The organism is Nocardia sp. CDC519, from assembly GCF_059509835.1.
This window is the reverse complement of sequence record NZ_CM183377.1, coordinates 930497-956781: the sequence shown is the minus strand read 5'-3', so window position 1 is coordinate 956781 and position 26285 is coordinate 930497. Positions and strand designations below refer to the sequence as shown.

Sequence of the window (26285 nt, the reverse complement as noted above, 5' to 3'; positions counted from 1 at the left end):
CGCGCCCTCATTTCAAGAACCCGATTTTCGTGTAGTCGTAGGACGCGAGTCCGGGAGCGCCGTAATTGGCGAGATCCGCGCGGACCGCGACGTTACCCGCCGACTGGACCAGCGGCAGCGAGAAACCGATCTCGAACAGCTTGCGATCGATCTCGTTCGCGATCTGGATGGCCTTCTGCGGGTCGAGTTCGGCCAGGGCCTTGTCGATGAGGTCGTTGATTTCCGGTGAGCCGATGCGACCGTAGTTGCCTTGGAGATCGTTCGGGTCGTAGCGGTAGACCTGCGGGAGGTTCTTCAGCGCGAAGACATCGCTCGACCACACCCATTGCCCGGCATCGAAATTTCCGGGCTGGAATACGTCGGTGAACAGGCCCTGACCAGGCCGGGTGTCGATGATGAGTTCGACGCCGATCTGCGCGAGGTTCTGCTGGATGATCTGGGCGATCTGCACCCAGCTCTGCGCGTTGTACATGACGTCGCGGATGGTGAGCCTGCGGCCGTCCTTCTCCCGGAACTCACCGTTGAGCTTCCACCCGAGTTCGTCGAGTTCGCGCGCCGCGGCTTCCGGATCGAACGGCAGGCTGTTGTCCTGATAGCCCACCTGCCCCTGCACGTACACATGGTTGTTGAGTGGTTGAGGATTCGCCACGAGACCGTTCTGCATGGCGACCGCAATACCCTTGCGGTCGATAGCCTTCGAAATCGCGACCCGTACCCGCGGGTCTTCCAGAATCGAGCCCGGCGCTCCATTGAAGGTCAGGTGCGACCAGCTGTTGCCCGGCGCACGCCGGATCTGCACACCGGGGGTGCTCTGCGCGGTGCGCATATCGTCGATACTGGCGATACCGACCGCATCGATCTCATTGTTCTGCAAGGCCGGGATCACCGCCTCGCTCGCCAGCACGGTAAAGGTGATGGTGTCGAGCTTGGGGGTCTCGCCCCACCATTTCGGATTACGACCGAGCACGACCCGGCCTTGCGCTTTGTCCACGGACTGGATGATGAACGGGCCCGCAGAAAGGCCGAGACCGTCGAGCTGACTCTTGTTGAAAGCCTCGGGCGTGCTGGTCACCGAGGCGGGCAGCAGGAATGCCTCACCCGCGAACTGGCCCTGCCAATCGGCGTAATGCTCCTTGAAGGTGATGATCGCCTGACGATCGTCGACGCCGCGCTCCACCTTCTCGACCCGGTCGAAACCGAATGTCATCTTGATCAGGTATTCGGGGTTCTCCCCACTCAGAGCCGCGGCCTGCGACCGCATATCCTCCCAGGTGATCGGCGTCCCGTCGGACCAGACAGCTTCGGGATTGATGGTGTAGACGACCCGCTGCGGATCGGTGTCCGTGAGTTCGACGCTGGTGAAGTAGTCGGTATTGACCGAAAGCTCACCCGAGGCGCTGGTGTGGAACGCACGGGGCATCAGCGGACGTTCGACCGCGCTGACCTCGCCGTCGGAGTCGATGTGCAGCGCGTTCCACTGCTCGGGAAATGAACTCAACGCCAGTCGCAGGTTTCCGCCGTCGCGCAGCTCGGAGACATCGCGCGGATTGATGTCGTTGGAGGTCCCGAGCGCGGCGACCTCGGCGCCCGGTGCCGGATCATCCGAACTCGAGCATCCGGACAGGACCAGACCGGTCGCGACGGCCGCAACGGCCACACGTATACCGAGCGAGTGGATCCGCACGGCAAACCTCCTATCGGCTCACGACGGGTTCGGGCACCGCGTCGATCAAAGTCCGGGTGTACTCGTGTTCAGGGTTGCCGAAGATCTGTTCCGCCGGTCCGGATTCGACGATCTTGCCGCGGTACATGACCGCGATGTCATGGGCCAGATTGCGGACCACCGACAGGTCGTGGGAGACGAACAGGTAGGACAGGCCGCGTTCGGTTTGCAGGTCGCGTAGCAGGTTCAGGACGCCGGCCTGAATGGAGACGTCGAGGGAGGAGACCGGTTCGTCGAGGACGAGCAGTTCCGGGTCGAGGGCGAGGGCGCGGGCGATGCTGATGCGTTGTTTCTGGCCGCCGGAGAAGTCGGCGGGGTAGCGGTCGGCGTGTTCGGGGCGCAGACCCACCTGTTCGAGCAGTTGCGGTACCCGGCGGGCGATTTCGGCGCGCGGGCGGCCATCGATGCGCAGCGGTTCGGCGATGGCGTCGTGGATGGGCAGGCGCGGATCGAGAGACGCGGTGGGGTCCTGGAAGACGATCTGCATCTTGCGGCGGATCTCGCGTTTGCGGGCCTTGGTCAGGGTCGCGACGTCGGTGCCGAGGATTTCGATGCGGCCGGCTTCGGGGCGCACCAGATCCAGGATCTGGGTGAGGGTGGTGGATTTCCCGGAACCGGATTCGCCCACCAGCGCCAGCGTCCGGCCCTTGCGGACTTCGAAGCTGATGCCGTCGACGGCGCGCACTTCGCCCGTGCGCCGGCGCAACACCACACCCGAGGTGATCGGGAAGGTTTTCACCAGGTCGGTCACCCGCAACACCACGTCGGGTTCGGTGTCGGCGATCTGCTCCGGCTCGCTGATCTCGCGGCGGTAGGCCTCGAACAGCTCCGCCGAACCCACCTCCGAGGTGCGGATGCAGGCGGCGGAATGCCCGGGTCCGGTGCGTTCCAGTGGTGGTTCGGCGGCGCGGCAGTCGTCGATGGAGATGGGGCAGCGCGGGGCGAACGAGCAGCCCGGCGGCAGGGCGTGCATGGCGGGCGGCGCGCCGACGATCGGGATGAGCGGGGCGCGGGCCGGGCCGTCCATGCGGGGGATGGAGCCGAGCAGACCCACCGTGTACGGCATCCGGGGGGTGTTGAACAGCTCTGCGGTGGCGGCGGTTTCGACGATTCTGCCCGCGTACATGACCGCGACCCGGTCGGCGAGGGTGGCGGCGATGCCCATGTCGTGGGTGATCATGATGACGCCCGCGCCGGTGATGTCGCGAGCCTTGCGCAGCAGGTTGAGGATCTGCTTCTGCACGGTGACGTCGAGCGCGGTCGTCGGTTCGTCGCAGATGATCAGCGCCGGATCATTGGCGATCGCCATCGCGATCACCACCCGCTGGCGCATACCGCCGGAGAATTCGTGCGGGAACGCCTTCGCGCGCACTTCCGGGTCGGGAATGCCCACCAGATCGAGCAGTTCGACGGCCCGCTTCGCGGCGTCGGCCTTGTTCATCGCGCCGTGCGCCAGCAGCGCCTCGGCGATCTGATCGCCCACCCGGTACACCGGGGTCAACGCCGAGAGCGGGTCTTGGAAGACCATGCTGATCGAGCTGCCGCGCAGCTTGGACAGCTGCTTGTCGCCCAGCCCCAGCAGCTCACGTCCGCGCAGCCGGATCGAACCGTTGATCCTGGCCTGCTCGGGCAGCAGGCCCATCACCGCCAGCGACGACACCGACTTGCCCGAACCGGATTCGCCGACGATCGCCAGCACTTCCCGGTCGTTGACGGTGTAGCTCACCCCGCGCACGGCATCGACGCGGCCCTCTTCGCTGGGAAAGGAGACGCGCAGGTCGGTGACTTCGAGCAGCGGCGCGGCGGCGGACTTCTCCGGCGGCGTCTGCGCGACGGACGTGGTGTCAGTACTCATGCCTTCGCCTTCGCCTTCCGCGACCTGGCCCGCTTCGCACTCGGATCGAATGCGTCGCGCAGCCCGTCACCCACCAGATTCGCGCACAACACCGTGATGATCAGCAGCCCACCGGCGAACAGGAACAGCCACGGGTAGGTCAGCGCGGATTTGGTGCCAGAGGCGATCAGCGAGCCGAGCGAGACATCCGGCGGCTGCACACCGAAGCCGAGGAAGCTGAGCCCGGTCTCGGCCATGATCGATGCGCCGACGGTGAGGGTGGTGTCGATGATCAGGATCGAGGCGATGTTCGGCACGATATGGCTGAGGATCACCGTGCGCGTGGGTGCGCCCATATATCGTGCGGCGCGGACGAATTCGCGTTCGCGCAGGCTCAACGTCAACCCGCGCACGATCCGCGCGCTGATCATCCAGCCGAACAGCGCCAGCAGCAGGATCAGCAGCAGAATCGAGCCGCTGCCCTTCGTGCGCGGGGCGAACAGGGCGATGATGATGAAGCTCGGCACCACGAGCAGCAGATCGACGAACCACATGATGGCCCGGTCGGTCCAGCCGCCGAGCAGTCCGGCGATGGAACCGGCGAGTGCGGCGATGGTGGTGGAGATGATGGCCACGCAGAACCCGATGATCAGCGATTTCTGGAGGCCGCGCAGCGTCTGCGCGAGCACGTCCTGGCCGATCTGGGTGGTGCCGAACGGATGCTCCGGGCTCGGCGGTTTCAGCAGTGCCGTGTAATCGAGCTGCTGGTAGTCGTAGGGCAGAAACGGCGGCAGCGCGAAACTCACGATGAACAACAGCACCAGGATGATCGCACCGGCCACGGCGGGCTTGTTGCGCAGGAAACGGCGCCATACCAGCTTGCGTCGCCCGGTCGCGGCGACCTCGGGGGCGCCCTGGACGATGATCTCGGCTTCGGTCACGCTGCCCCCATGGTGGGATTCCCGGGCCCTACGTGGTTACGCAAGCTGCCTCCTTCGGGCCTGACGCTCATCCCACACGCACCCTGGGATCGAGAATCGCGTACACGATGTCGGACAACAGCCCCGACACCAGCACCACCAGACCCGCGAACGCCGTCACCGTGACCACGACGTACAGGTCCTGGGCATTGATCGAATCGACCAGCCATTCACCAACGCCGTGCCAGCCGAAGATCTTCTCGGTGAAGGTGGCGCCGGTGATGAGTCCACCGAGGCTGTAGGCGAACAGCGTGGCCATCGGGATCAGCGCGGTGCGCAGGCCGTGTTTGTAGAGAGCCTTGCTCCTGGTCAGCCCCTTGGCGCGGGCGGTGCGGATGAAATCGCTCTGCAGCACGTCGAGCATGGCGTTGCGCTGGTAGCGGCTGTAACCGGCCATACCGCCGAGGGCAAGCGTCAGCGTCGGCAGCACCAGATGCTGGAGCCGGTCCACCAGCTGCGCACCGAAGCCTTCGATCGTGCTCGCCGAGGTCTCGCCGGTGTAGAGGAAGATCTGCTGCCCGGTCATCGAATTGATCTCCAGCGCACCGTATTTCAACAGCGTCGCGAGCAGGAAGACCGGTGTGGACAGAATCAGCAGCGACACGATCGTGGTGAAGTAGTCACTGAACTTGTATTGCCGGATCGCCCCGGCGGCGCCGATGAGCACGCCGAGTACAGTGCCGACGATCGAACCGATGATCAGCAGCCGCAGCGAGACTCCCACCCGGCGCGGCAATTCCTCGCTCACCGGCTGCCCGGCGAGGGTGGTGCCGAAATCTCCTTGCGGGATGCCCTTGATCCAGGTGAGATAGCGCTGCGGGATCGGCTCGTTCAGGTGCAGTTCCTCGGCCTTGGCATCGATCACCGATTGCGGCGGCCGCGGATTGCGCTGTTCCAGGCTGTCGAGCGGGCGAAAGGTCAGTGACGCCAGGCTGAACGTGAGGAATGACGCCAGCAGCAACAGCACGACATAGTTGAGCGCACGTCGTAGCAAAAAGCCGGTCATCGGTCCCCTCGAGTCCAGGTGTAGCCCCCGATCATAGGGAGCCACCGGCCACCGCGCGCGCCCGACGGGCAACCAGCGTGTTCATCTTTCGGCAAACTCGAAGACCGGTGGCCGGGCAACCCGTCGGCGTGCCGGGCGGGCGGCGCGGCGGCGTGCGCGGAAAGACAGCACAATGGAATGGGTGACCCGTGTGCAGCTGCCGAAGCCGGAACTCGTCGCCTCCGATGTGGACGGCACCCTCATCGACCCCGACGAGCGGGTCACCGCCCGCACCAAAGCCGCGGTCGGCGCCGTCGTCGCCGACGGTGTGCCGTTCGTGCTGGCGACCGGTCGCCCGCCGCGCTGGATCGGCCCGGTGGTGGACGGGCTCGGCTTCGCGCCGCTGTGTGTGTGCGGCAATGGCGCGGTGATCTACGACAGCGCCGCCGATCGGGTGCTCACCAGCCGGACTCTCGATATCGAGACCCTCGGCTGGATCGCCGACCTCGCCGAGGAGGTGCTGCCGGGGTGTGGTCTGGCAGCCGAGCGGGTCGGTGCCAGCGCCCACGACGCGGTGACACCGCAATTCGTCAGCTCCCCCGAATACGAACACGCCTGGCTCAATCCGGACGACACCGCCGTCGCCCGGCACGAGGTGATCGATTCACCCGCGATCAAGATGCTGATCCGGCTCCCCGGCGCCCGCAGCGGTGACATGCTGGCCGCGCTCGCCCCGATGGTCGGCGAGCGCGCCGACATCACCTATTCCACCGACCATGGCCTGATCGAACTGTCCGCGCCGGGCGTCACCAAGGCGTCCGGCCTGGTGATAGTGGCCGAACGGCTCGGCATCGACCCCGCAACGGCCATCGCCTTCGGCGATATGCCCAATGACATCCCGATGCTCACCCTCGCCGGTCGCGGCGTCGCCATGGCCAACGCCCACCCCGAGGCGATCGCCGCGGCGAACGAGGTGACCACGACCAACGCCGAGGACGGTGTGGCGCGCGTGCTCGAACGCTGGTGGGTGTGATCGCGGGCTGGAACTGCCCGGGCGCGTGCGGCCGGGAGGAGACTGTTTTCGCCCGCATCTGAGCGACAAGTCTCGCGATTGTCGCTCAAAGGCGGGCGGAAACCTATACCTGGCCGGGACCTATGCCGGCCCGGAACTACGGTCGGGTGGCCGATCGGGCGCGTGGATCTCGTAGCCGGCTCGGCACACTCAGTTACCCGCCTAGCCGTTCTCGGGGGCGACTGGCGGGGCTACCTCAGGTGCGGGCGCTTGGCCGACCTCGGGTGTGGACGGCTCCTCGCTCGCCGGGCCGGGTGCCTCAGCGGGCGGTGCCGCCTCGGGTGCGGGCGCCGCTTGCGGAGCCGGCGCGGGCGCTCCCGGAGCGGCCGGGGTTCCCGGTACCGGAGCAGGCGCCCCCGGAGCGGCCGGGGTACCCGGTACCGGTGCTTGCGCGTCAGCGGGTGCGGGGGAATCGGGCGCCGACACCTGGTCGGGCCGGTTCATCTCCTCCTGATAGGTGTCGTTGTAGGTCTTCCACACCGTGGTGACGATGCCGGTGACCTGGTTCAGGATCAGTGAGCCGTACTGGAAGTCCTCGCGCAGGCCGTCGGGGACGGGGTAGGAGTTGCCGAGCGGCAGGCCGAGCACTCCGGCGTCGGCACCGAGTTCGAGGAAGCGGTCGAGGATCTTGCCGACCACCTCGATGGCCTGCCCGTCCGGCGTCGAATACACGTACCCGTTGACGAACTTGGCGTACTGCTGACCCTGCGCGGCGGGCAGCGGCTCGGAGGCGGCCTGACCGAGCGGGCCGTCCGGTCCACCCTTCGACGCCCAGTACTTGGCGATGATGTTGTCGTTGACCATCGTCAGCAGCTTGGCCGTGAGGTTTGCCAGCGCGGCCACATCGGACTGCACCTGGCGCGACGGCGGCGTACTGCCCGACGCGCCGGGCGCGCCCGCGGCGATATCGCGGATCCGGTCCATCTGCGCGTAGGCGGCGTCACCGGGGCAGCTGGTGTTGCCGACGTCGCGGTGGGCGAACACGATCGGCAGCCGCACCTCTTCACCCTGCGCGTACGGGGTGAACTCGGTGCCCTCGGAGTACATGGTGGTGTAGCCCTTCGGGTCGAGCCCGGCGATCTTGGTGCGCCAGCCGACGAACCGCCCGACCGCGTTCAGCATGGGAGTGGACGGTGTCTCGGACTCGTAGTTGCCCATCATCGCCACGCCAGAGGTGTTCTCGTTGAACCCGCCCGCGTGCGCGCCCTGCACCGGCTTGTCGAGCCCGCCGAAACGACCCTCGAAGATCTGGCCGTACTTGTCGACAAGGGCGTGGTAGCCGATGTCGCACCAGCCGAGGGTCTGGGCGTGATAGGTGTAGATCGCGCGGACGATGCCGGCCGATTCGGCCTTGCTGTAGTCGTTGCGGCCCGCGGTGTGGTGCACCGTGACACCGCCGAGGCCGTCGTCGTAGGTGGGGGAATCGCAGCGGATGGATTCGTCGGCGCCCCACTGGTTCCGGGTGATAACCGTCGGCCCGCCGCCGGGCAGCGCGGCGGCGACGTCGTTGAGCGCGCCGTCGATGGCGCCGCGACCCGGATCGATCAGCACCGCTTTGAGTTCGGGTTCCGGCTGGTCGACGGGCGCGGCGGCCGGCGTCGGCTGGATGGGGGCGCCGTGATCCTGCGGCGCGGGCGCCGGTGCGGGCTTGCGCGTCACCAGGACCTGCACGGCGGTGGTGTTGCCGACGTAGATCGGCTCGGTGCCTTCGGTGCCGGACGGTGCGGCATTGTCGGCGGCGCCGGTGTCGATCGGCTCGGTCTCGTACCAGGGGCCCCAGGTGCCGTCGGGCTGCTTGGCCCGGATCATCGCCTTGGTGTTCAGCAGGTCCTCGGCGGTGAGGGCGACGACGCTGAACGGCGTGTCGCGGGAAAGTTCTTTGACTTGCGCGCCGACCTCCGTCATCAGCTCGGGCGGCACCGCGCCCGGTGCGAGGGCGGGGGTGTTCGGGTCGGCGCCGAGGGCGGGGTCGGCGATGAATTGCGCACCGGTGGGCAGGCGTCCTGGGACGTTCTGGATCTGCGGCGCGGAGGGTTGACCGGAGTCGAACTGGGGTAAGGGAATTTCGCTGGGTAATTGGATGCCGGGCGGTAGCGGAAGCCCGGGCGGCACCGGAACCGAGGCGGGCAGGGGAATCTTGCGCAAATCGGAAAGGCGCAGGTCGGGCAGGTTGAGGCCGGTCAATTCGCGCAGCGGCAGCACGATGTCGGGTGCGGAATTCAGTACCACTTCGGCCAGCTGCGCGGGGACGGCGGCGAGCTGGGTTTCGTTGGCGGTGCGGTAGTCCGAATCACTGGGCACGAGGGCGGCCAGCGGCGCCGCTACCGCAAGTGTGGTGACAACCGGGAGCACGTAGGAACGTTTCGGTTTGCGGTAGGGCACGAGCTTCTCCCATCGGGTCGAACCAGTGATCCGAGTGCATCAGTGCTTGCGTCGAGATGTCCCAAGGATCACACTAGTCACAAATTTCACATCTCTAAACCTCTTGTTGAGGATTATGTGTGCTCGAATGTAGCTCTCGGATCGTGGCCGGTCTAAACGACATGCCGACAGGCGCCGAACCCTGTCCGGTCCTTGGAAACCAAGGGGAGTGAACGGATGCCGCAACGAAACGACCGCGCTCGCGGGTTCTTGGCGCAACGCGTCGAGAATGCGCTGGCAGCGCCGCATTTACCGCAGTCGATGCGCCGGCGCCGAGGCAGGCGGAGTTCGTTGCTGGTCGTCGGCGCGACGGCCCTGCTCGTCGCCGGCCCGCTGGTGCTGTGGACCGGCGACGACGTGTATAGACCGCTTGCCGGGCCGGGCCACGGCCGCGGCATGAGCCAGCACGGCGCGCTGAAGAACGCGCAGGACGGCTGGACGGCCGAACGCATCCTCGGGCACTACTACCCGGGCGCCACCCTCGGCGCCGTCGGCCCGACCACCGTCGCCGTCCGGTTGATGGCACAGGACGACTCGACCCTCGACGCCTACGCCGAGGCCGGCGCGCGGGTGGCCGGCCGGATCATCGGCCCCGGCGAGGTCGCCCACCTCACCGCCCTACCGGATGGCGGCGCGAATGTCGTGGTCACGAGCGGTTGCGACGGCGAGGTGCTGTGGCAGACCTCGACCGCGGATCCGTGGATCTACCCCGTCGATCCCGCTCCGGGCCGCCCCGCCGCCGAGCACCTGACCCTGTGCGGTGGCGGCGCGTACCGCGGTTCGCTGGGTGTGGCCGGCGAGGACGGCGCTGCGCGCACGGTGAACCGGGTCGACGTGGAGGACTACCTGCTCGGCGTCATCCCGGCCGAAGTGCAGGCCAACTGGGCCGACAAGGGCGCTGCCGAGGCCCTGCGCGCCCAGGCCATCGCGGCCCGCTCCTACGCCCTCGCCGAGACGCGCTACCCGTACGCGCAGACCTGCGACACCACCGACTGCCAGGTCTATCCCGGTACCGCAATGGAAGATCCGCGCACCGCCGAGGCCGTCGCCTCGACGGCGGGCATGGTGCTGCTGCGCGACGGGCACGTCCTGCGTTCGGAGTACTCCGCCGCACCCGACGGCGGGCAGCCCGCCGACATCCAGACCTTCGAAGTCGGGCCCACCCCCGCCGAATTGAGCGTCGGCGCACCGCCGGCCGGCCCCGCGCCGCGCACCAGGACCTCCGACACCGAATCCCCGATCGACGCCGAATACGCCCGGATCGGCGGTGCGGAGAGTTCGGTGGGTGAGCCCATCGGGCCGGAGATGATCCTGCCCGAGAACGCCGGGCTGTACCGGCTGTACAGCAATGGCGTCATCATCTACACCCCGACGCTCGGCGCGCAGGTCGTGGACTTCACGACCCTGCTCGAGCTGGTGCCCGGCCTGGCCGATTCGGCGCCGGGCAGCGCCGAGCCCGGCGCCGCACCAGGAGATCCGGCCGGCCCGGCTTCGGTAACACCGGGCGCGCCGGCACCCGGAACCCCGGCGGCACCGGCCCAGGGCGACCCGGCGAGCGCTTCGGCCGCGCCCGGAGGACCCGAGGTGCAGCGAACGCCGACCGGCGCAACCCCTGAGGTGCAACCGCCGGGCGCGGCGGTGTGGTCGGAACTGCCGACCGAAGCCGACGTATTCGGTACACCTCGGCCACTCGGCGGCGCCTGACCGGGCGCTGTGATCCACGCCCTGAAGAGGCGGTGCGATCCGGCTTGACCTTGACGTAACGTCAACTTGCAAGCTGGTTGCACCGCCTCGACAGGGAAGGAGTTCAGGTCATGGTCGCGGGCACCCGGACCGGTGAATGGTCCATCCAGGATCTGGCCAAGGCAGCCGGTACCACCAGCCGCACGCTGCGCCACTACGGCGAGCTGGGGCTGTTGCCGCCGAGCCGGATCGGGACCAACGGGTACCGCTATTACGACCAGGACTCTCTCGTGCGGTTGCAACGCATCCTGCTGCTGCGAGAGCTCGGCCTCGGCCTGCCGGTCATCGCCGAAGTGCTCGCCGGAGAGCAGGACGCCACCGCGGCACTGCACACGCACCTGGAACTGCTTCGGCAGGAACAGGATCGGATCCGGCGTCGGATCGAGTCGGTGAACTCAACGCTGCGCAAAATGGAAAGAGGTGAAAAGCTCGTGGCAGCAGAAGTTTTCGACGGGTTCGACCACACCAGGTACAAGGACGAGGTCATCGAGCGGTGGGGCAAGGACGCCTACGAGAGCGGTGACCGGTGGTGGCGTTCGCTGAGCGAGGCCGAGAAGCAGACCTTCCAGCAGACCCAGCTCGATATCGCCGCCGATTTCGGCCGGGCCCATGCGGCCGGTCTGGATGCCGGAAGCGATGAGGTGCAGGCCATCACCCAGCGCCACTACGAGTGGCTGACCGGGGGTTACCAGGGCAAGCGCCCGGGCGCCGACCATTTCGCCGGACTGGGCGAGATGTACGTCGCCGACCCGCGTTTCGGGCAGAACTACGACCGGCACGGCGAGGGCACGGCCGAGTTCGTCCGCGACGCCATGCGGATCTACGCCGACCGCAACCTCCGATAGCCGAGGGGCCGCCGGATCGGGTCCGGCGGTCCACGGTTTCGCCGACGCCCGCACGGGGAACCTCCCGCGTGCGGGCGTCTTCGGCTCGCTCGCTGTCGGGACCGCACGGTAGAGTTCCGGCGACATCGAGAGGGGGGCGTCCCATGAGTTATCCCTATGGTCACCCGGGTCAGGGTCGGCCCGGTTACCCAGCGCCGCACAATTACGGACCGCCGCCCGGTTACGGCGCGCCGCCCGCGTACGGGCAGCCGCCGGGCTACGGCTATCCACCGCAACCGCCGCAGCAACAGGCAAGCGGCGGAACGGGAATCACCGCGGGCATTCTCGCCATGATCTGCGGTGCGCTCTACGTCTGGGGCGTCATCCGGGCGGTGCAGCTGACAAACCAGCTGGGCGCCCCCGTGGTGAGCGGCGCCCGCCGACGCGGCGGTGGCGGCAGCAGCTCCCGCAGCGACGTCGACATCGACCTCGATTTCTCCCAGAACACCGCCGACATCATGCTGTGGCTGACCGGCCTCATCGCCTTCCTGATGCTGCTCGGCGGTCTACTGCTGGTGTGCCGCACCAAGTTCGGCCGCGTCACCGTCATCATCGCCAGCGTGCTCGCCCTGATCAACATCGCCTGGGCGATCAGCATCATCGGCACGATGGTCGGCCAGATGGTCCTCGACCTGGCCCTGGTGGTCGCCGTCCTCATCCTGGCCTCCCTCAGCGCCACCGGCCGCTGGATCCGCGCCCCCCGCACCCCGGCTCTCGCCGCCCCCGCCCCGATGTACGGGCACTACCCGTACCGGTAGGCCCGGCCCGCTCATCGCAGACGGAGCAGCTCGGCGAGCGCCGCGAATACCTGACCCAGCAGTGGCGGCGCCTGCACGAGATCGCCGGAGCCGAGCAGGTTCCGCCCGCGCCCACCGTGCGCTCGTTGCGGGCCACCCCGGAGCGCCGCGCGTTCGGCAGGGTGCGGCTCCACCTGCGTGCCCGCTTCGACCAGCGCCGCACCAGTTCGCCGTCGCCGGTGTAAGCCCCGCCATACCGACGTGGAGCCTGGTCGAGCGGTGAGGTCGGGGCCCGGCCCGTCCTCTCGTCCGCACCGCGGCGCGTCGTCCTGGCAGCCGTGCGGTCGTGTTCGGGTTCACCGCGGTCTTCGCGGTAGTCACGCTCGGCCGGAACCGGTGGATCCCACCCGGCAGAGGTCGTCACCGGGCGCCCGGACGGTGCCTCCGCGCAGGTGACGAGCACGGGAAACCGGTGGCAGAACGCCTGCCGGATGCGCACCCCGCGACTCGACCCGGACCTCACGGGGAAGTCCGATACTCTGGGCTCCCGTGACCGTCGCATCGTCCCCCGGTAACTCCGCGTCCTCCGATTCCACCTTCGACCTGATCGTGGTCGGCTCCGGCTTCTTCGGGCTGACCGTTGCCGAACGCACCGCCACGCTGCTCGGTAAGCGGGTGCTGGTGCTCGACCGTCGCCACCACATCGGCGGTAACGCCTATTCGGAGCCGGATCCGCAGACCGGGATCGAAGTGCACAAGTACGGTGCGCACCTGTTCCACACCTCGAACAAGCGGGTCTGGGATTACGTCACCCAGTTCACCGAGTTCACCAACTACCAGCACCGCGTGTTCGCGATGCACAAGGGACAGGCCTACCAGTTCCCGATGGGACTCGGGCTGATCTCGCAGTTCTTCGGTCGCTACTTCACCCCGGACGAGGCCAAGGCGCTGATCGCCGAGCAGTCCGCCGAGATCGACACCGCGGACGCGCAGAACCTCGAGGAGAAGGCGATCTCGCTGATCGGCCGCCCGCTCTACGAGGCTTTCATCCGCGACTACACCGCCAAGCAGTGGCAGACCGACCCGAAGGAACTGCCCGCGGGCAACATCACCCGGCTGCCGGTCCGCTACACCTTCGACAACCGCTACTTCAACGACACCTACGAGGGCCTGCCCAAGGAGGGGTACACGAAGTGGCTGGAGAACATGGCCGCCTCCGACCTGATCGAGGTGCGGCTGAACACCGACTGGTTCGACGTGCGTGAGGAGATCCGGGCGGCGAATCCGGACGCTCCGGTCGTCTACACCGGCCCGCTGGACCGCTACTTCGACTACGCCGAGGGCGAGCTGGGCTGGCGCACCATCGACTTCGAGACCGAGGTCCTGCCCACCGGCGACTACCAGGGCACTTCGGTGATGAACTACAACGACGCGGACGTGCCCTACACCCGCATCATCGAGCCGCGCCATTTCCATCCCGAGCGCGCCTACCCGGAAGACAAGACCGTCATCATGCGCGAGTTCTCCCGCTTCGCGCAGACCGGTGACGAGCCGTACTACCCGATCAACACGCCGGAGGACCGCGCCAAGCTGCTGGCCTACCGCGAGCGCGCCAAGAACGAAACCGCAACGGCCAAGGTCGTTTTCGGTGGCCGTCTGGGCACCTACCAGTACCTGGACATGCATATGGCCATCGGTAGCGCGCTGAGCATGTTCGACAATGTGCTCAGGCCGCATCTGGAATCGGGCGCGCCGCTGACCGACAGCGAGCAGGCGTAGGTGCGCAGGCCCCGAATCCACGCCGCGACCACAGGGAACGAATGACCTCGCAACCGATTCTGGAAGAGATGACGACCGAGACCCGAGCCAAGGCGCTGCTGCAACGCATCATCCTGCCGCGGCCGGGCGAACCGCTGGACGTGCGGACCCTCTACCTGGAGGAGTCGCCGACCAACGCCCGTCGCGCGCACGCACCGACCCGCACCTCGCTGTCGGTGGGCGCGGAGTCGGAGGTGTCGTTCTGCACCTACTTCAACGCGCTGCCCGCCAGCTACTGGCGCCGCTGGAGCATCCTGAGCTCGGTGGTGTTGCGGCTGGAGCTGGCCGGGCACGGCCGTGTCGACGTCTACCGCTCCAAGGCCGACGGTTCCCGCATCCACGTGCAGGGCCGCGAATTCGCGGTCGAACCCGGCGCCGACTCGACCTTCGTGGAGTTCGAGACCGAGCTGGCCCCGTTCGAGGACGGCGGCTGGATCTGGTTCGACATCACCACCGACACCGCGGTCACCCTGCTGGCGGGCGGCTGGTACGCCCCGGTCGAGGCGCCCGGCGACGGCAGCATCGCGGTGGGCATGCCGACGTTCAACCGCCCGACCGACGCGGTGAAGACCCTGGCGGCGCTCGGCTCGGATCCGCTGGTGCTCGATCAGATTAAGGCCGTGATCATCCCTGATCAGGGCAACCGCAAGGTCGTCGACGAACCGGGCTTCGCCGAGGCCGCGGCGGTACTCGGGGACCGGCTGGCCATCCACGATCAGCCCAATCTCGGCGGTTCCGGCGGCTACAGCCGGGTCATGTACGAGGCGTTGAAGACCACCGACGCCCAGTACATCGTCTACATGGACGACGACATCGAGATCGAGCCCGATTCGATCCTGCGCGCGCTGGCCTTCGCCCGGTTCGCGAAATCGCCGATCCTGGTCGGCGGGCAGATGCTCAACCTGCAGGAACGCTCGCATCTGCACACCATGGGCGAGGTCGTCGACCGCGGCATCTTCATGTGGACCGCGGCGCCCAACGTCGAATACGACCACGATTTCTCCAAGTACCCGCTGCGCGACCGGGACAACTCCAAGCTGCTGCACCGGCGCATCGACGTCGACTTCAACGGCTGGTGGACCTGCGTCATCCCGCGTCAGGTCGCCGAGGAGCTCGGTCAGCCGCTGCCGCTGTTCCTGAAATGGGACGACGTCGAGTACGGCCTGCGCGCCCGCGCCGCCGGCTATCCGACGGTCACCCTGCCGGGCGCGGCGGTCTGGCATATGGCGTGGAGCGACAAGGACGACGCCATCGACTGGCAGGCGTACTTCCATCTGCGTAATCGTCTGGTGGTCGCCTCGCTGCATCTGCCCGGCGACGGCAAGCCGATGGTCGTCAACACGATCAAGGCCACGCTCAAGCATCTGCTCTGCCTGGAGTACTCCACGGTCGCGATCCAGAACGAGGCGATCCGCGATTTCCTCGCAGGCCCCGAGGGCCTGTTCGACCTGCTGCCGAGTGCGCTCGGCAAGATCCACGCGATGCGCAAGGACTACCCGGACGCGGTGGTGCTGCCGTCGTCGACGGAGCTGCCGATGGCCAGCCACCACAGCGTCGGCGCGGTCGGCGAGCCCGGTAACCCGCTGGCCAAGGTGGCGCGCCTGGCCAAGGGTGTGGTGCACAACTTCCGCAAGGTCGATCCGGTCAACCACGACACCCCCCAGTTGAACGTGCCGACGCTGGACGCCCGCTGGTTCCTGCTCTCCCAGGTCGATGGCGTCACCGTGACCACGGCCGATGGCCGCGGCGTCGTCTACCGCAAGCGCGATCCGCGCAAGGCGGCCGAGCTGCTCAAGGAAGCGCTGCGGCTGCGCAAGGAACTCACCGCCCGTTTCCCGGAGATGCAGCAGCGCTACCGGGCCGCCCATGCCGAGCTGACCAGCGCGGCCGCATGGGAGAAGACCTTCGGCGTCAGTCAGAACGGAACCGAGAAGTGAACGCGATGAACCCGAGCCTGCCCCTGGTCGATCCGGCCGAGGAGGGGTGCGGCGGCGCCTGCGCGTGCAGCGGCGAATACGTCGAGGTCCCGCGCGAGGTCGCGATCATCAACGCCGTGCAGGGCACCATCGGCGCCAACCCCACCGTTGTCTCCGCCGCCCGCGCGATGTCGCACTTCGGTGAGCACGCGCTCGGCTGGGTCGGCATCGCCGCCGCCGGCTGGCTGGTGGACAAGCCGCGCCGCAGGCAGTGGGCCGGGGTTGCGGTCGGCGCGGTCGGCGCGCACGCGGCCTCGATCGTGATCAAGCGGGTGGTCCGCCGCCCGCGCCCGAACGATCCGTCGGTGCAGGTCAACGTGTCGACGCCGAGCAAGCTCAGCTTCCCGTCCTCGCACGCGACCTCCACCGCCGCCGCTGCGGTGTTGCTCGGCAGATTGACCGGGCTACCCTTGCCAGCGGTGCTCGTCCCGCCGATGGTGCTGTCCCGGGTCGTGCTCGGGGTGCACTACCCCTCGGATGTGCTCGCCGGTTCCGCGCTCGGTGCGGCGTCGGCTGCCGCGTTGATCGGTACCGAGAAGCGATTGGCTTCGCGACGGGCGCGTAAACATGACCACTGAAGAAAAGGCCTTGGTTGAGATGAGTGAAGAGCCGACCGGCGCCGATCTGGCCGAAGCCGTCGTCAAGGGCCCGCCCAAGACCTTGGCCGGTGGCCTGATCAAGGCGGTCCGGCCCCGGCAGTGGGTCAAGAACGTCCTGGTGCTGGCCGCGCCGCTGGCCGCGGGCCCCGATGTGCTCGGCGACGCCTCGGTGCTCGCGCATGTCGCGATCGCGTTCGTCGTGTTCTGCATGGCGGCCTCTGGCATCTATCTGGTCAACGACTCCATGGACGTCGAGGCCGACCGCGCCCACCCGACCAAGCGGTACCGGCCGATCGCGGCCGGTGTGGTGCCGGTGAACCTGGCCTACATGCTCGCGGTGGTGCTGCTTGCCGGTTCGATCCTCGGCTCGCTGCTGGCATCGTGGCAGCTCGCGGTCGTGATGGCGGTCTACATCGGCATCCAGCTCGCCTACTGCTTCGGCCTCAAGCATCAGGCCGTGCTCGACATCTGCATCGTGTCCTCGGGCTTCCTGCTGCGCGCCGTCGCCGGTGGCGCGGCCGCCGATATCGGCCTGTCGCAGTGGTTCCTGCTGATCATGGCCTTCGGCTCGCTGTTCATGGCGGCGGGCAAGCGCTACGCCGAATTGCAGATCGCGCTGGGTACCGGCGCCAAGATCCGCAAGTCGCTCGAGTACTACACGCCCACCTACCTGCGTTTCATCTGGACGCTGGCCGCGACGGCGGTCGTGGTGTTCTACGGCCTGTGGGCCTTCGAGCAGGGCGAAGCCAATAACACGAACTGGTACGCCATCTCGATGGTTCCGTTTACCATCGCAATCCTGCGGTACGCGGTCGACGTCGATGGCGGCGAGGCCGGCGAACCGGAAGAGATCGCGCTGGGGGACCGGGTCCTCCAGTTCCTCGCAATCGCCTGGATCGGAGCGGTAGGTGTCGCTGTCTATCTCACCTGACGAGATGCTGGTAGCGGGAGCGGAGGGAACCGAATACGCGGAGCGGGCGGCTGCCGAGGAGCAGCCCGCCCCGGCCTCGCGTATCGCCCGACTATCCCGGGCCACATTCGTCGGTGGGGTGGTGCTGACCGCCGCACTGTTCGCGATCGGTGGCTGGCAACGCCGCTGGATCGCCGACGACGGCCTGATCGTGCTGCGCACCGTGCGCAATCTGCTCGCGGGCAACGGCCCGGTGTTCAACGCGGGCGAACGGGTCGAAACCAACACCAGCACCGCGTGGACCTATATCGTCTGGTTCTTCAGCTGGCTCACCCAGGCGCGGCTGGAGTACGTGGTGCTCGGCGTCGCGCTGACGTTGTCGGTGCTGGCGATCGTGTTCGCCATGCTCGGCTCGGCGCGGCTGTGGGGCGGATCGTCCTCGGCGCTGCTGCTGCCAGCGGGCGCACTGGCCTACATCGCGGTGCCGCCCGCCCGTGACTACGTGACCTCCGGCTTGGAGAGCGGTCTGGTCATCGCCTGGCTCGGCCTGCTGTTCTGGCTGATGGTGCGGTGGAGCCAGGCCGAACGCGTCCGGGTGCCCGGCCTGCTCGGGCTGGTGTTCCTCGCCGGTCTGGCGCCGCTGATCCGCCCGGAGATGACGCTGGTCGGCGGACTGGCGCTGCTGATGATCTTCCTGGCGCCGATGCCGGCCACCCGGCTGCGCCCGAGCCTGCTGCGACTGATCATCGTCGCGGTCGCCGGCCTGCTGCCGCTGGGCTACCAGATCTGGCGGATGGGCTATTACGGTCTGCCGTACCCGAATACGGCCGTGGCCAAGGATGCCGGTGGTGCGAAATGGGGGCAGGGCTTCACCTACCTGTGGGATCTGGTCGGGCCGTACTTCCTCTGGGTTCCGCTGCTGATCCTGCTCGTCGCCGGGATCGTCGCGGCGCGTGCCGGACGGGCCGGCGCGGAGCAGGCCGAGACCGAGGATCCCGATGAGCCGAGGGCCCGCTGGACGATCCGGTTCCGGCAATGGCTGCGTTCACCGAGTGCCGTCGTCGCCCTCATGCTCGGCAGTGGGGTCATCCTGACCGTCTACGCCCTGCGCGTCGGCGGCGATTTCATGCACGGCCGGATGCTGCTGTCGCAGCTGTTCTGCCTGCTGGCCCCGGTCGCGGTGCTGCCGGTGCGGTTGCCGGAAGCGGGGCTGCGAGCGATCTCGGCCGGCAGCGGTGCCTTCGTGCTGACCTCGCTGGCGCTGGTCGGCACGGTGGTGTGGTCGCTGCTGGCGATGGGCACCACCGCGATCACCACCGGCACCAAGATCAGCTCGTCCGGCATCGTCGACGAACGCGTCTACTACGTGCTCAACACCGGCCACGACCATCCGATCCTGGCCGAGGACTACCTCGATTACGCCCGGATGCGGCCCATGGTCAACGACATCATGGCCAATCCCAACGGCGGGCTGCTGCTGAATTCGCCGTCGTTCATGTTCTGGTACGTGGCGCCACCGCCGCAGCCCATCCCCGAGGGCGGCGCCGGCCATACCGTCTACTTCCTGAACTTGGGCATGACCAGCATGAACGTCCCGCTGGACGTGCGCGTCATCGACCCGATGGGGCTGGCCTACCCGCTGGCCGCGCACACCGAGCGGCTCGAGGACGGCCGCATCGGCCACGACAAGAGCCTGTTCCCGGACTGGGTCATCGTGGACACCGGCATGGTGGATCAGAAGCCGTGGATGCCCTGGTACCTGGACGAGAAATGGGTGACCCAGGCGCGGGTGGCGATGTCGTGCCCGCAGACCCACGCCCTGCTGCTGTCCTACCGCGGCGAGCTGACATGGGATCGGTTCAAGCACAACCTCCGCAACGCGTTGAACTTCGCGAAGTACCGTATCGAGCGGGTGCCCAAGTACGAGATCCAGCGTTGCGGGCTGGTCGACCCCTACCCGCAACCGCCCCGCTAGCGCGTTGTCGACGCGCCGCGAACAAAGCGGCGTGCCTCACTTTGTCTCGTTTTGATAACGCTCTGGCATAGGTCACGGGTTAGGCTGCCGTGGTACCCCGCCGTGTCCTGCCCGAAACGTGGGCCGGGGCACGGTGGCACCGAGGAACGCGGCGACCGCCGCATGACGAAAGGCCGAGAACACATGCGAGGCGTGATCGCGCGCAGAGCGCACGGTGGCCGACCGGGAGTCCGAAGAGCCGGTTCCTGGTTGAAGCGATCGATGCTCATGTCGCTGGCAGTGCTGCTACCGCTCGGGGCGTCGGTGGCAGGCCCCGGCGCGACGGCGTCGGCGGCATTCAACCCCGCCGGAATCGACTTCTGGGTCGATTCGGAGATGGGGCCGATCAAGTCCCGCGTCTTCCGCGCCGCGGACGGCAACACCAGCCGGGTGGTCTACGCCCTGGACGGCATGCGCGCCCGTGGCGACCTGAGCGGCTGGGAGATCGAGACCGAGGTCGTCCGCGAGCTGACCAAGTGGAACATCAACGTGGTCATGCCCGTTGGTGGTCCGTCGAGCTTCTACGCCGACTGGAACGGCCCGAGCGATTTCCTCGGCCTGAACACCGGTTCGGCGGGTTCGTCGTCGGGCTCGTCGTCCGGTTCGGCCGCGACGGGTTCCTCCGGCTGGACCGAGACCCTCGGCAAGACCAACACCTACAAGTGGGAAACCTTCCTCACCCAGCACCTGCGCTGGGCGCTGCGGGACCGGCTCGGGTTCAACCCGAACAACAACGGCGTCTTCGGCCTGTCGATGGGCGGTAGTGCCGCGCTGACCCTGGCCGCCTACCATCCGGATCAGTTCAGCTTCGCCGGCTCCTACTCCGGTTACCTGAACATCTCCGCGCCCGGTATGCGTGAGGCGCTGCGCGTGGCCATGCTGAGCGCGGGCGGTTACAACATCGACGCCATGGCTCCGCCGTGGGGCCCGCAGTGGCTGCGGATGGACCCGTTCGTGTTCGCACCACGACTCAAGGCCAACAACACCAGGCTGTGGGTCGCCGCCGGCAGTGGCCTGCCGGGCCCGGCGGATGCCACCGCGCCGCTGGACATCATCCAGGGCATGCCGCTCGAGGCGCTGGCGCTGGTGAACACCCGCGCCTTCCAGGTCCGCATGATGACGCTGGGCGCGAACAACGTGACCTACAGCTTCCCGCCCGTCGGTGTGCACAACTGGCGGAACTGGGAGTCCGAGGTCTACCGGATGATTCCGGACCTGTCGGCCCACATCGGCTAGACCGGATTCCGACCAGAAGGCCGCTCGGCACCCACCGAGCGGCCTTCTGCTTTCCCGGGGTACCTGGTGCGACCCAGGGCGGGCGATCCCGAGGTGCCCGGTTCGTGACTTCCCCGGGGCCACGAACAGCCGCGACGAAGGAGCCGCAATCCAACACAGCTCCCGGCAACGAATGTGCATACGGAAGCCCGCCGGAGTTGTGGGATGGATCACCATCCAGCAACATGGAGGCATTCATTGTCGATTGATACACCAGGAACATGCACACAGGTGGGTGCGTCTCGAGATCGTCCGACGCGGTCACCCGGTGTCCGATGAGGAGGCCGGTGTCGTAGCCATGCGATTGCTGACCGGCCGTTCAGGCGAAAGGTCTAGTGGAATGCGAAGTGCGCGCAGGCCCGGTAGAACGACGCGGTCCGGCTCATGGGTGAAGCGGGCGGCGGTAGGTGTCGCCGCGGCGATGCTCGTCCCCATGGGGGTGTCCATAGCGGGTCCGGCCGCTCCCGCCTCGGCGGCGTTCAACCCGGCCGGTTTCGATTTCTGGGTCGATTCCGGGATGGGCCCCATCAAATCGCGCGTCTTCCGCGCCAAGGACGGCAACACCAACCGAGTGGTCTACGCCCTCGACGGTCTGCGCGCCCCGGAGACGCTGAGCGGCTGGGAGATCGATACCAACGTCGCGCAACTGCTCACCGACTGGAACATCAATGTGGTGATGCCGGTCGGCGGTATGTCCAGCTTCTATGCCGACTGGAATGCGCCGAGTAGTTTCGCCGGCATCCCGCCGGGCACCGGTTCGTCGTCGGGTTCGGGCGCGCTCAACGCGCTCGCCGCCGGCCCGGGTAAGAGCTACCGGTACCAGTGGGAGACCTTCCTGACCCAGAATCTGCGCTGGGCGCTGCGCGACCGGCTCGGCTTCAATCCGAACCGTAATGGCGTATTCGGTTTGTCGATGGGCGGTAGCGCCGCACTGACGTTGGCCGCCTATCACCCGGACCAGTTCAGTTTCGCCGGTTCCTACTCGGGTTACCTCAACATTTCCGCACCGGGCATGCGCGAGGCGATCCGGATGGCCATGCTCGACGCCGGCGGCTACAACGTCGATTCGATGGCGCCGCCATGGGGCCCGCAGTGGCTGCGGATGGATCCGTTCGTGTTCGCGCCGCGGTTGCGTGACAACAACACCCGCCTGTGGATCTCGGCGGGCAGCGGGCTGCCCGGTCCGACCGACGGCCCAACGGCCGGCACCGTGAACGGTATGGCGCTCGAGGCGCTGGCCCTGGCCAACACCCGTGCCTTCCAGATCAGGATGGCGACGCTCGGCGCCAACAATGTGGTCTATTCCTTCCCGAACGTCGGTATTCACGCCTGGTCTTACTGGGCCGAAGAGGTCGCGCGGATGACGCCGGATCTCTCGGCGCATATCGGCTGAGCCCCGCATTCGGCAGGGCCCTGTTCGGCACACCCCTCACGGGTGGTCCGGACAGGGCCCGAATTCATGTTGTCCGGCTATTTCCGGCGCATTTCTGCCGCTATTCCTCGAATCGATGTGCGATGTGCGAAGTACGCGGGAAAGTTGCCGGGTTCGATGCCGCGAGGAGTTCGCTGCGGTCCGTTCATGATCACTTCATCCGGCGGAGCGGAACGTTCCCTCGGCGTTGGTGATCTTGGTGCGCGCCCGTTGATTTGGGATAACGAACAAATAATGAGGTCCGTCGCGACATCAACCGCGGGACACGGTAGTGTCACCGCACGATCACTGATTGTCGCGGACGGATTTCGGCCCGCACTGCAACCCCGGGTCTTGCTAACGATTCGGGGGTCGAATATCGTCCAGCGAGCATCAGTGTGACCAGATCGTTGTAGCGCCGTCGACGGCTGTACCGGAAGGTCGGGATTCGGGTACAGGCCCCGGCGGCGTCTCGTTGACACAGAACGGGTGTCGCCCGCAGCCGCGGGTGGCTCCACAACAGCAGAAAGAGAGCAGGATTCATGCGTTTCGGCAGGGCGGCCGCCCCGAAGAGGACCACGGGACGGCGAGGCGCGCCTCGCAGTTGGCGTAACCGGATTCTGGCCGTCGGCGCTGCGGCGCTAGCGCTGCCGATCGCCGCGGGTGTGGCTGCTCCGACCGCCGCCATCGCGGCTCCGGTGCACGGCCCCGCGCTGCGGGCGCCCGCCGGTGGCTACGAGGAGCTGATGGTTCCGTCGAGCATGGGTCCGATCAAGGTGCAGGTCCAGTGGGCCAGCCGCGGCGGCAACGCCGCGCTCTACCTGCTCGACGGCCTTCGTGCCCGCGACGACCGCAACGCCTGGTCGTTCGAGACCAACGCGATGCAGCAGTTCGCCAATGACAACATCACCCTTGTGATGCCGGTCGGCGGCCAGTCCAGCTTCTACGCCGACTGGTACGCGCCGTCCAACACCAACGGTCAGAAGACCACCTACAAGTGGGAGACCTTCCTGACCAAGGAGCTGCCGACCTTCCTCGAGGGTTACGGCGTCTCCCGCACCAACAACGTGGTCGCCGGTCTGTCCATGGGTGGTAGCGCCGCCCTGGCCCTGGCCGCCTACCACCGCGATCAGTTCAAGGCCGCCGCGTCCTACTCCGGCTACCTGAACATCTCCGCGCCCGGTATGCGTGAGGCCATCCGCATCGCGATGCTCGACGCCGGCCGCTACAACGTCGACTCGATGGCCGCGCCGTGGAGCCCGGCCTGGCTGCGGATGGACCCGTTCGTGTTCGCGCCGCAGCTGAAGGGTCTGCCGATGTACATCTCGGCGGCCAGCGGCCTGCCCGGTCCGCACGATCACCCGAACTCGGCGATCGGCGTGTTCAACACCGGTAACGCGATGGCCCTCGAGGCGCTGTCGCTGGTGAACACCCGCGCCTTCCAGGCCCGCCTGAGCACCCTCGGCATCCAGGCGCACTTCGACTTCCCGGCTGCCGGTACGCACAGCTGGAAGTACTGGGAGGGCCAGCTGTTCGCCTCCCGCAAGATGTTCCTGGACGCCACCGGCGGCTGGTGATCATCGGTCGCTGACGCGCTCGACGGCGCCGTTCGTTTCCTACGGAAGCGGGCGGCGCCGTTTGCTGTGTGGTGACCCGTGTTCGCTTGTGCGGTAAGCGAATACGGCTCCACCGCCGGCGTGACCGGAGCCGATGGCGGGAAACAGGCGGCGAACCAAATGGTTTGCTATGGGCGCGTCGTCCCCGGAACCACGGCCCGACCGGGGTACAAACATCCCTGTGGTAGGTATTGCGCGCGGTAGGCAGGGCAGCGGCGCACGGTTCGGCCGGCAGCCGCGCACGATCCTGCCCGCGCTCGCCACGGCGCTGGTGCTGCCCTTCGCGGCGGGGCTCGGCGTGGTGCAGGCGCCGGCTGCCGACGCTCAGCCCGCGGTCACCGCCGCCGCGCTGGCTTCGGTGCGTAATGTCATCTGGCTGACCGATCGGCATGTCGAGCTGTGGGTGAACTCGCCCGCCATGGGCGCACCGATCCAGGTGCGGTTGCTGCTGGCCCGGGATTGGAACACCCGCCCCGACGCGAAGTTCCCGGTGCTGTACATGCTCGACGGCCTGCGCGCCACCGAGGACGTCAGCGGCTGGATCAAGGATGCGGGCGCGGTCGATTTCTTCGCCGACAAGAACGTCACCGTGGTGCTGCCGGTGGGCGGGCAATCCAGCTTCTACTCCGACTGGCTCGAACCCAACAACGGCAAGAACTACAAGTGGGAGACCTTCCTGACCAAGGAACTCCCGCCGCTACTCGAGGGCCAGTGGCGGGCCACGAATGTGCGTGGCATGGAAGGCCTGTCGATGGGCGGTACCGCCGCCATGTTCCTGGCCGCCCGCAACAAGGATTTCGTCAAGTACGCCGCCTCCTACTCCGGTTTCCTCACCACGACGACGCTCGGCATGCCGCAGGCGATCCAGTTCGCCATGCGCGACGCCGGTGGGTTCGATTCCACCGCCATGTGGGGCCCGCCGACCAGCCCACTGTGGGAGGAACACGATCCGTACCTGCTGGCCGAGAAGCTGAAGGGGATCAGCCTCTACGTCTCCAGCGGTTCCGGTGCCACCGGGCCGCACGACGCACCGAGCGGTGTGGTGCCGGGCGTGAGCACCAATCTGGCCGGGATGGGCCTGGAGATCCTGTCCAGGATGACGTCGCAGAACTTCGTCACCAAGCTCGGTGACCTGAGCATCCCGGTGCAGGTGAACTACCGTGCCTCCGGCACACATTCGTGGCCGTACTGGGATTTCGAGATGCGCCAGTCCTGGCCGCAGGCCGCTGCCGCGCTCGGCGTGGAAGCCGATAAGCCCGCGTGCGAGGTGGGTGGGGCCATCGGTCCGGTGGTTGCCGCCAACGGCTGGCTCGGCGACTGCCTGACCGGCGAGTACCCGGTGAACGGCGGTGTGGCCCAGGACTTCCGGCACGGCCGGGTGTTCTTCTCCAAAGATGGTGGCGCACATCCGGTCGCGGGCATGATCGGCGGCGGCTATCAGGCCGCTGCCGGCCCGGCCGGTGCGCTCGGCCTGCCGACCGGCCCCGAACGTGGATTGCCCGACGGGCGCGGCAGAGTGCAGACCTTCCAGCACGGTTCGCTGTACTGGACTCCGCAGACCGGCGCGCAGGTGGTGCGCGGGGCGATTCTCGAAGAGTGGGGCAGGCAGGGATTCGAGGGCGGTCCCGCCGGCTACCCGGTCGGCCCGGAGATCAAGACGCCCAATCGCGATGGCGCGGTGCAGGGATTCGAGGGCGGGCCCATGTATTTCAGCCCGGCCACCGGCGTGCACCGGGTGGAGGGCCTGATCCTCGGCAAATACGCCGACATGGGTTTCGAGAACAGTTGGCTCGGCTTCCCCGCCTCGCCGGAGCAGCCGTTGAAGGATCTCGGCCGCTACAGCCGGTTCGAGGGCGGCAACATCTACTGGAGCCCGCTGTCGGGCGCCTGGGCGGTGCGCAATGGGCCGATCATGGACGCCTGGCGCGACGCGGGCTACGAGAACGGCCGCCTCGGATTCCCGATCAGCGACGAGTTCGCCATCCCCGGCGGGGTTCAGCAGAACTTCCAGGCCGGTCACATCACCATCCGCGACGGCAAGGCCCAAGTGCACCCCTGATCTTCGGCCAGGTCATCGCCGATCGGGGAAGGGTGCGGATGGATGAACCGAGGTCTGTGTCATGTGCCACACTTCGTAGCTGAGCAGCCGTATCCCGGTCTGGGTATTACCCTCGGTGTTCGCCCCCCTGGAAAACCTGAGCGGTTTGCGGCCCGTCTCGTGTTTCCGCGGCAGTTGCGCGCGCCAAAAGAAAAAAACTCCCGCTGAAACAAAAAAAAAAAGAGGGCC

The 26285-nt window shown here is 67.5% G+C and carries 19 protein-coding genes; 13 read left to right on the top strand and 6 right to left on the bottom strand.

Annotated elements, in window-relative coordinates; all coding sequences use genetic code 11:
* Positions 1–7: 7 nt before the first annotated feature.
* The 4 genes from AC5W7N_RS04205 to AC5W7N_RS04190 all read right to left on the bottom strand — a co-directional run bounded on the left by AC5W7N_RS04205 (position 8) and on the right by AC5W7N_RS04190 (position 5543).
* Complete coding sequence (locus AC5W7N_RS04205; RefSeq protein ID WP_195020399.1) at positions 8–1684, bottom strand: ABC transporter family substrate-binding protein; 1677 nt, start codon at positions 1682–1684, stop codon at positions 8–10.
* Positions 1685–1694: 10 nt separating this feature from the next.
* On the bottom strand, positions 1695–3578 hold the full coding sequence (locus tag AC5W7N_RS04200; protein WP_163813560.1) for an ABC transporter ATP-binding protein: 1884 nt from the start codon (positions 3576–3578) through the stop codon (positions 1695–1697).
* Positions 3575–4498 carry an ABC transporter permease gene (locus AC5W7N_RS04195; RefSeq protein WP_495923312.1) on the bottom strand — a complete coding sequence of 308 codons (924 nt, stop codon included), beginning with the start codon at positions 4496–4498 and terminating at the stop codon, positions 3575–3577. The genes AC5W7N_RS04200 and AC5W7N_RS04195 overlap by 4 nt, the downstream gene beginning before the upstream one ends.
* Positions 4499–4565: 67 nt before the next feature.
* On the bottom strand, positions 4566–5543 hold the full coding sequence (locus AC5W7N_RS04190) for an ABC transporter permease (protein WP_163813558.1): 978 nt from the start codon (positions 5541–5543) through the stop codon (positions 4566–4568).
* A 172-nt stretch (positions 5544–5715) separates the two neighbouring features.
* Here AC5W7N_RS04190 and AC5W7N_RS04185 point away from each other — a divergent pair, with 172 nt between their 5' ends.
* Positions 5716–6555 (top strand): HAD family hydrolase, encoded by an 840-nt coding sequence (locus tag AC5W7N_RS04185; RefSeq protein ID WP_195020402.1) that lies wholly within the window; start codon positions 5716–5718, stop codon positions 6553–6555.
* Positions 6556–6756: 201 nt separating this feature from the next.
* Here the strand turns inward: AC5W7N_RS04185 and AC5W7N_RS04180 are convergent, their stop codons facing one another.
* Positions 6757–8976 carry an N-acetylmuramoyl-L-alanine amidase gene (locus tag AC5W7N_RS04180; RefSeq protein WP_495923311.1) on the bottom strand — a complete coding sequence of 740 codons (2220 nt, stop codon included), beginning with the start codon at positions 8974–8976 and terminating at the stop codon, positions 6757–6759.
* Positions 8977–9306: 330 nt separating this feature from the next.
* Here AC5W7N_RS04180 and AC5W7N_RS04175 point away from each other — a divergent pair, with 330 nt between their 5' ends.
* From AC5W7N_RS04175 to AC5W7N_RS04120, 12 genes are all read left to right on the top strand, one after another.
* Positions 9307–10719 carry a SpoIID/LytB domain-containing protein gene (locus AC5W7N_RS04175; RefSeq protein WP_495923309.1) on the top strand — a complete coding sequence of 471 codons (1413 nt, stop codon included), beginning with the start codon at positions 9307–9309 and terminating at the stop codon, positions 10717–10719.
* Positions 10720–10829: 110 nt separating this feature from the next.
* Positions 10830–11603 (top strand): MerR family transcriptional regulator, encoded by a 774-nt coding sequence (locus tag AC5W7N_RS04170; protein ID WP_495923307.1) that lies wholly within the window; start codon positions 10830–10832, stop codon positions 11601–11603.
* Between the two features lie 143 nt (positions 11604–11746).
* A complete protein-coding gene (locus AC5W7N_RS04165) occupies positions 11747–12400 on the top strand; it encodes a hypothetical protein (RefSeq protein ID WP_495923305.1) in 654 nt (217 codons plus the stop codon).
* Positions 12401–12928: 528 nt separating this feature from the next.
* The gene (gene glf / locus AC5W7N_RS04160) at positions 12929–14158 is read left to right on the top strand and encodes a UDP-galactopyranose mutase (RefSeq protein WP_194990943.1); all 1230 of its coding nucleotides are present in this window, start codon (positions 12929–12931) and stop codon (positions 14156–14158) included.
* 41 nt (positions 14159–14199) lie between these two features.
* The gene (locus AC5W7N_RS04155) at positions 14200–16134 is read left to right on the top strand and encodes a glycosyltransferase (protein ID WP_495923303.1); all 1935 of its coding nucleotides are present in this window, start codon (positions 14200–14202) and stop codon (positions 16132–16134) included.
* A gap of 5 nt (positions 16135–16139) precedes the next feature.
* Positions 16140–16751 carry a phosphatase PAP2 family protein gene (locus AC5W7N_RS04150; protein ID WP_178127842.1) on the top strand — a complete coding sequence of 204 codons (612 nt, stop codon included), beginning with the start codon at positions 16140–16142 and terminating at the stop codon, positions 16749–16751.
* A 19-nt stretch (positions 16752–16770) separates the two neighbouring features.
* Complete coding sequence (locus AC5W7N_RS04145) at positions 16771–17703, top strand: decaprenyl-phosphate phosphoribosyltransferase (protein WP_130919802.1); 933 nt, start codon at positions 16771–16773, stop codon at positions 17701–17703.
* Positions 17704–17707: 4 nt separating this feature from the next.
* Entirely contained in the window at positions 17708–19657 is a 1950-nt protein-coding gene (locus AC5W7N_RS04140) for an arabinofuranosyltransferase AftB family protein (protein ID WP_495923301.1), read from the top strand.
* Positions 19658–19840: 183 nt separating this feature from the next.
* Positions 19841–20932: an alpha/beta hydrolase gene (locus AC5W7N_RS04135; protein ID WP_375139390.1), complete on the top strand. Its 1092-nt coding sequence runs from the start codon at positions 19841–19843 to the stop codon at positions 20930–20932.
* A 379-nt stretch (positions 20933–21311) separates the two neighbouring features.
* Positions 21312–22364, top strand: coding sequence for an alpha/beta hydrolase (locus AC5W7N_RS04130; protein ID WP_163813549.1), 1053 nt, complete (start codon positions 21312–21314; stop codon positions 22362–22364).
* Positions 22365–22924: 560 nt separating this feature from the next.
* Complete coding sequence (locus AC5W7N_RS04125; RefSeq protein ID WP_228806775.1) at positions 22925–23959, top strand: alpha/beta hydrolase; 1035 nt, start codon at positions 22925–22927, stop codon at positions 23957–23959.
* A gap of 169 nt (positions 23960–24128) precedes the next feature.
* Positions 24129–26057, top strand: a complete 1929-nt coding sequence (locus AC5W7N_RS04120; RefSeq protein WP_495923298.1) for an alpha/beta hydrolase-fold protein — start codon at positions 24129–24131, stop codon at positions 26055–26057.
* 12 nt (positions 26058–26069) lie between these two features.
* On the opposite strand, the gene AC5W7N_RS04115 is transcribed toward AC5W7N_RS04120, so the two are convergent.
* A partial coding sequence (locus AC5W7N_RS04115; RefSeq protein ID WP_495923296.1) for a hypothetical protein occupies positions 26070–26285 on the bottom strand: 216 nt, incomplete at its 5' end.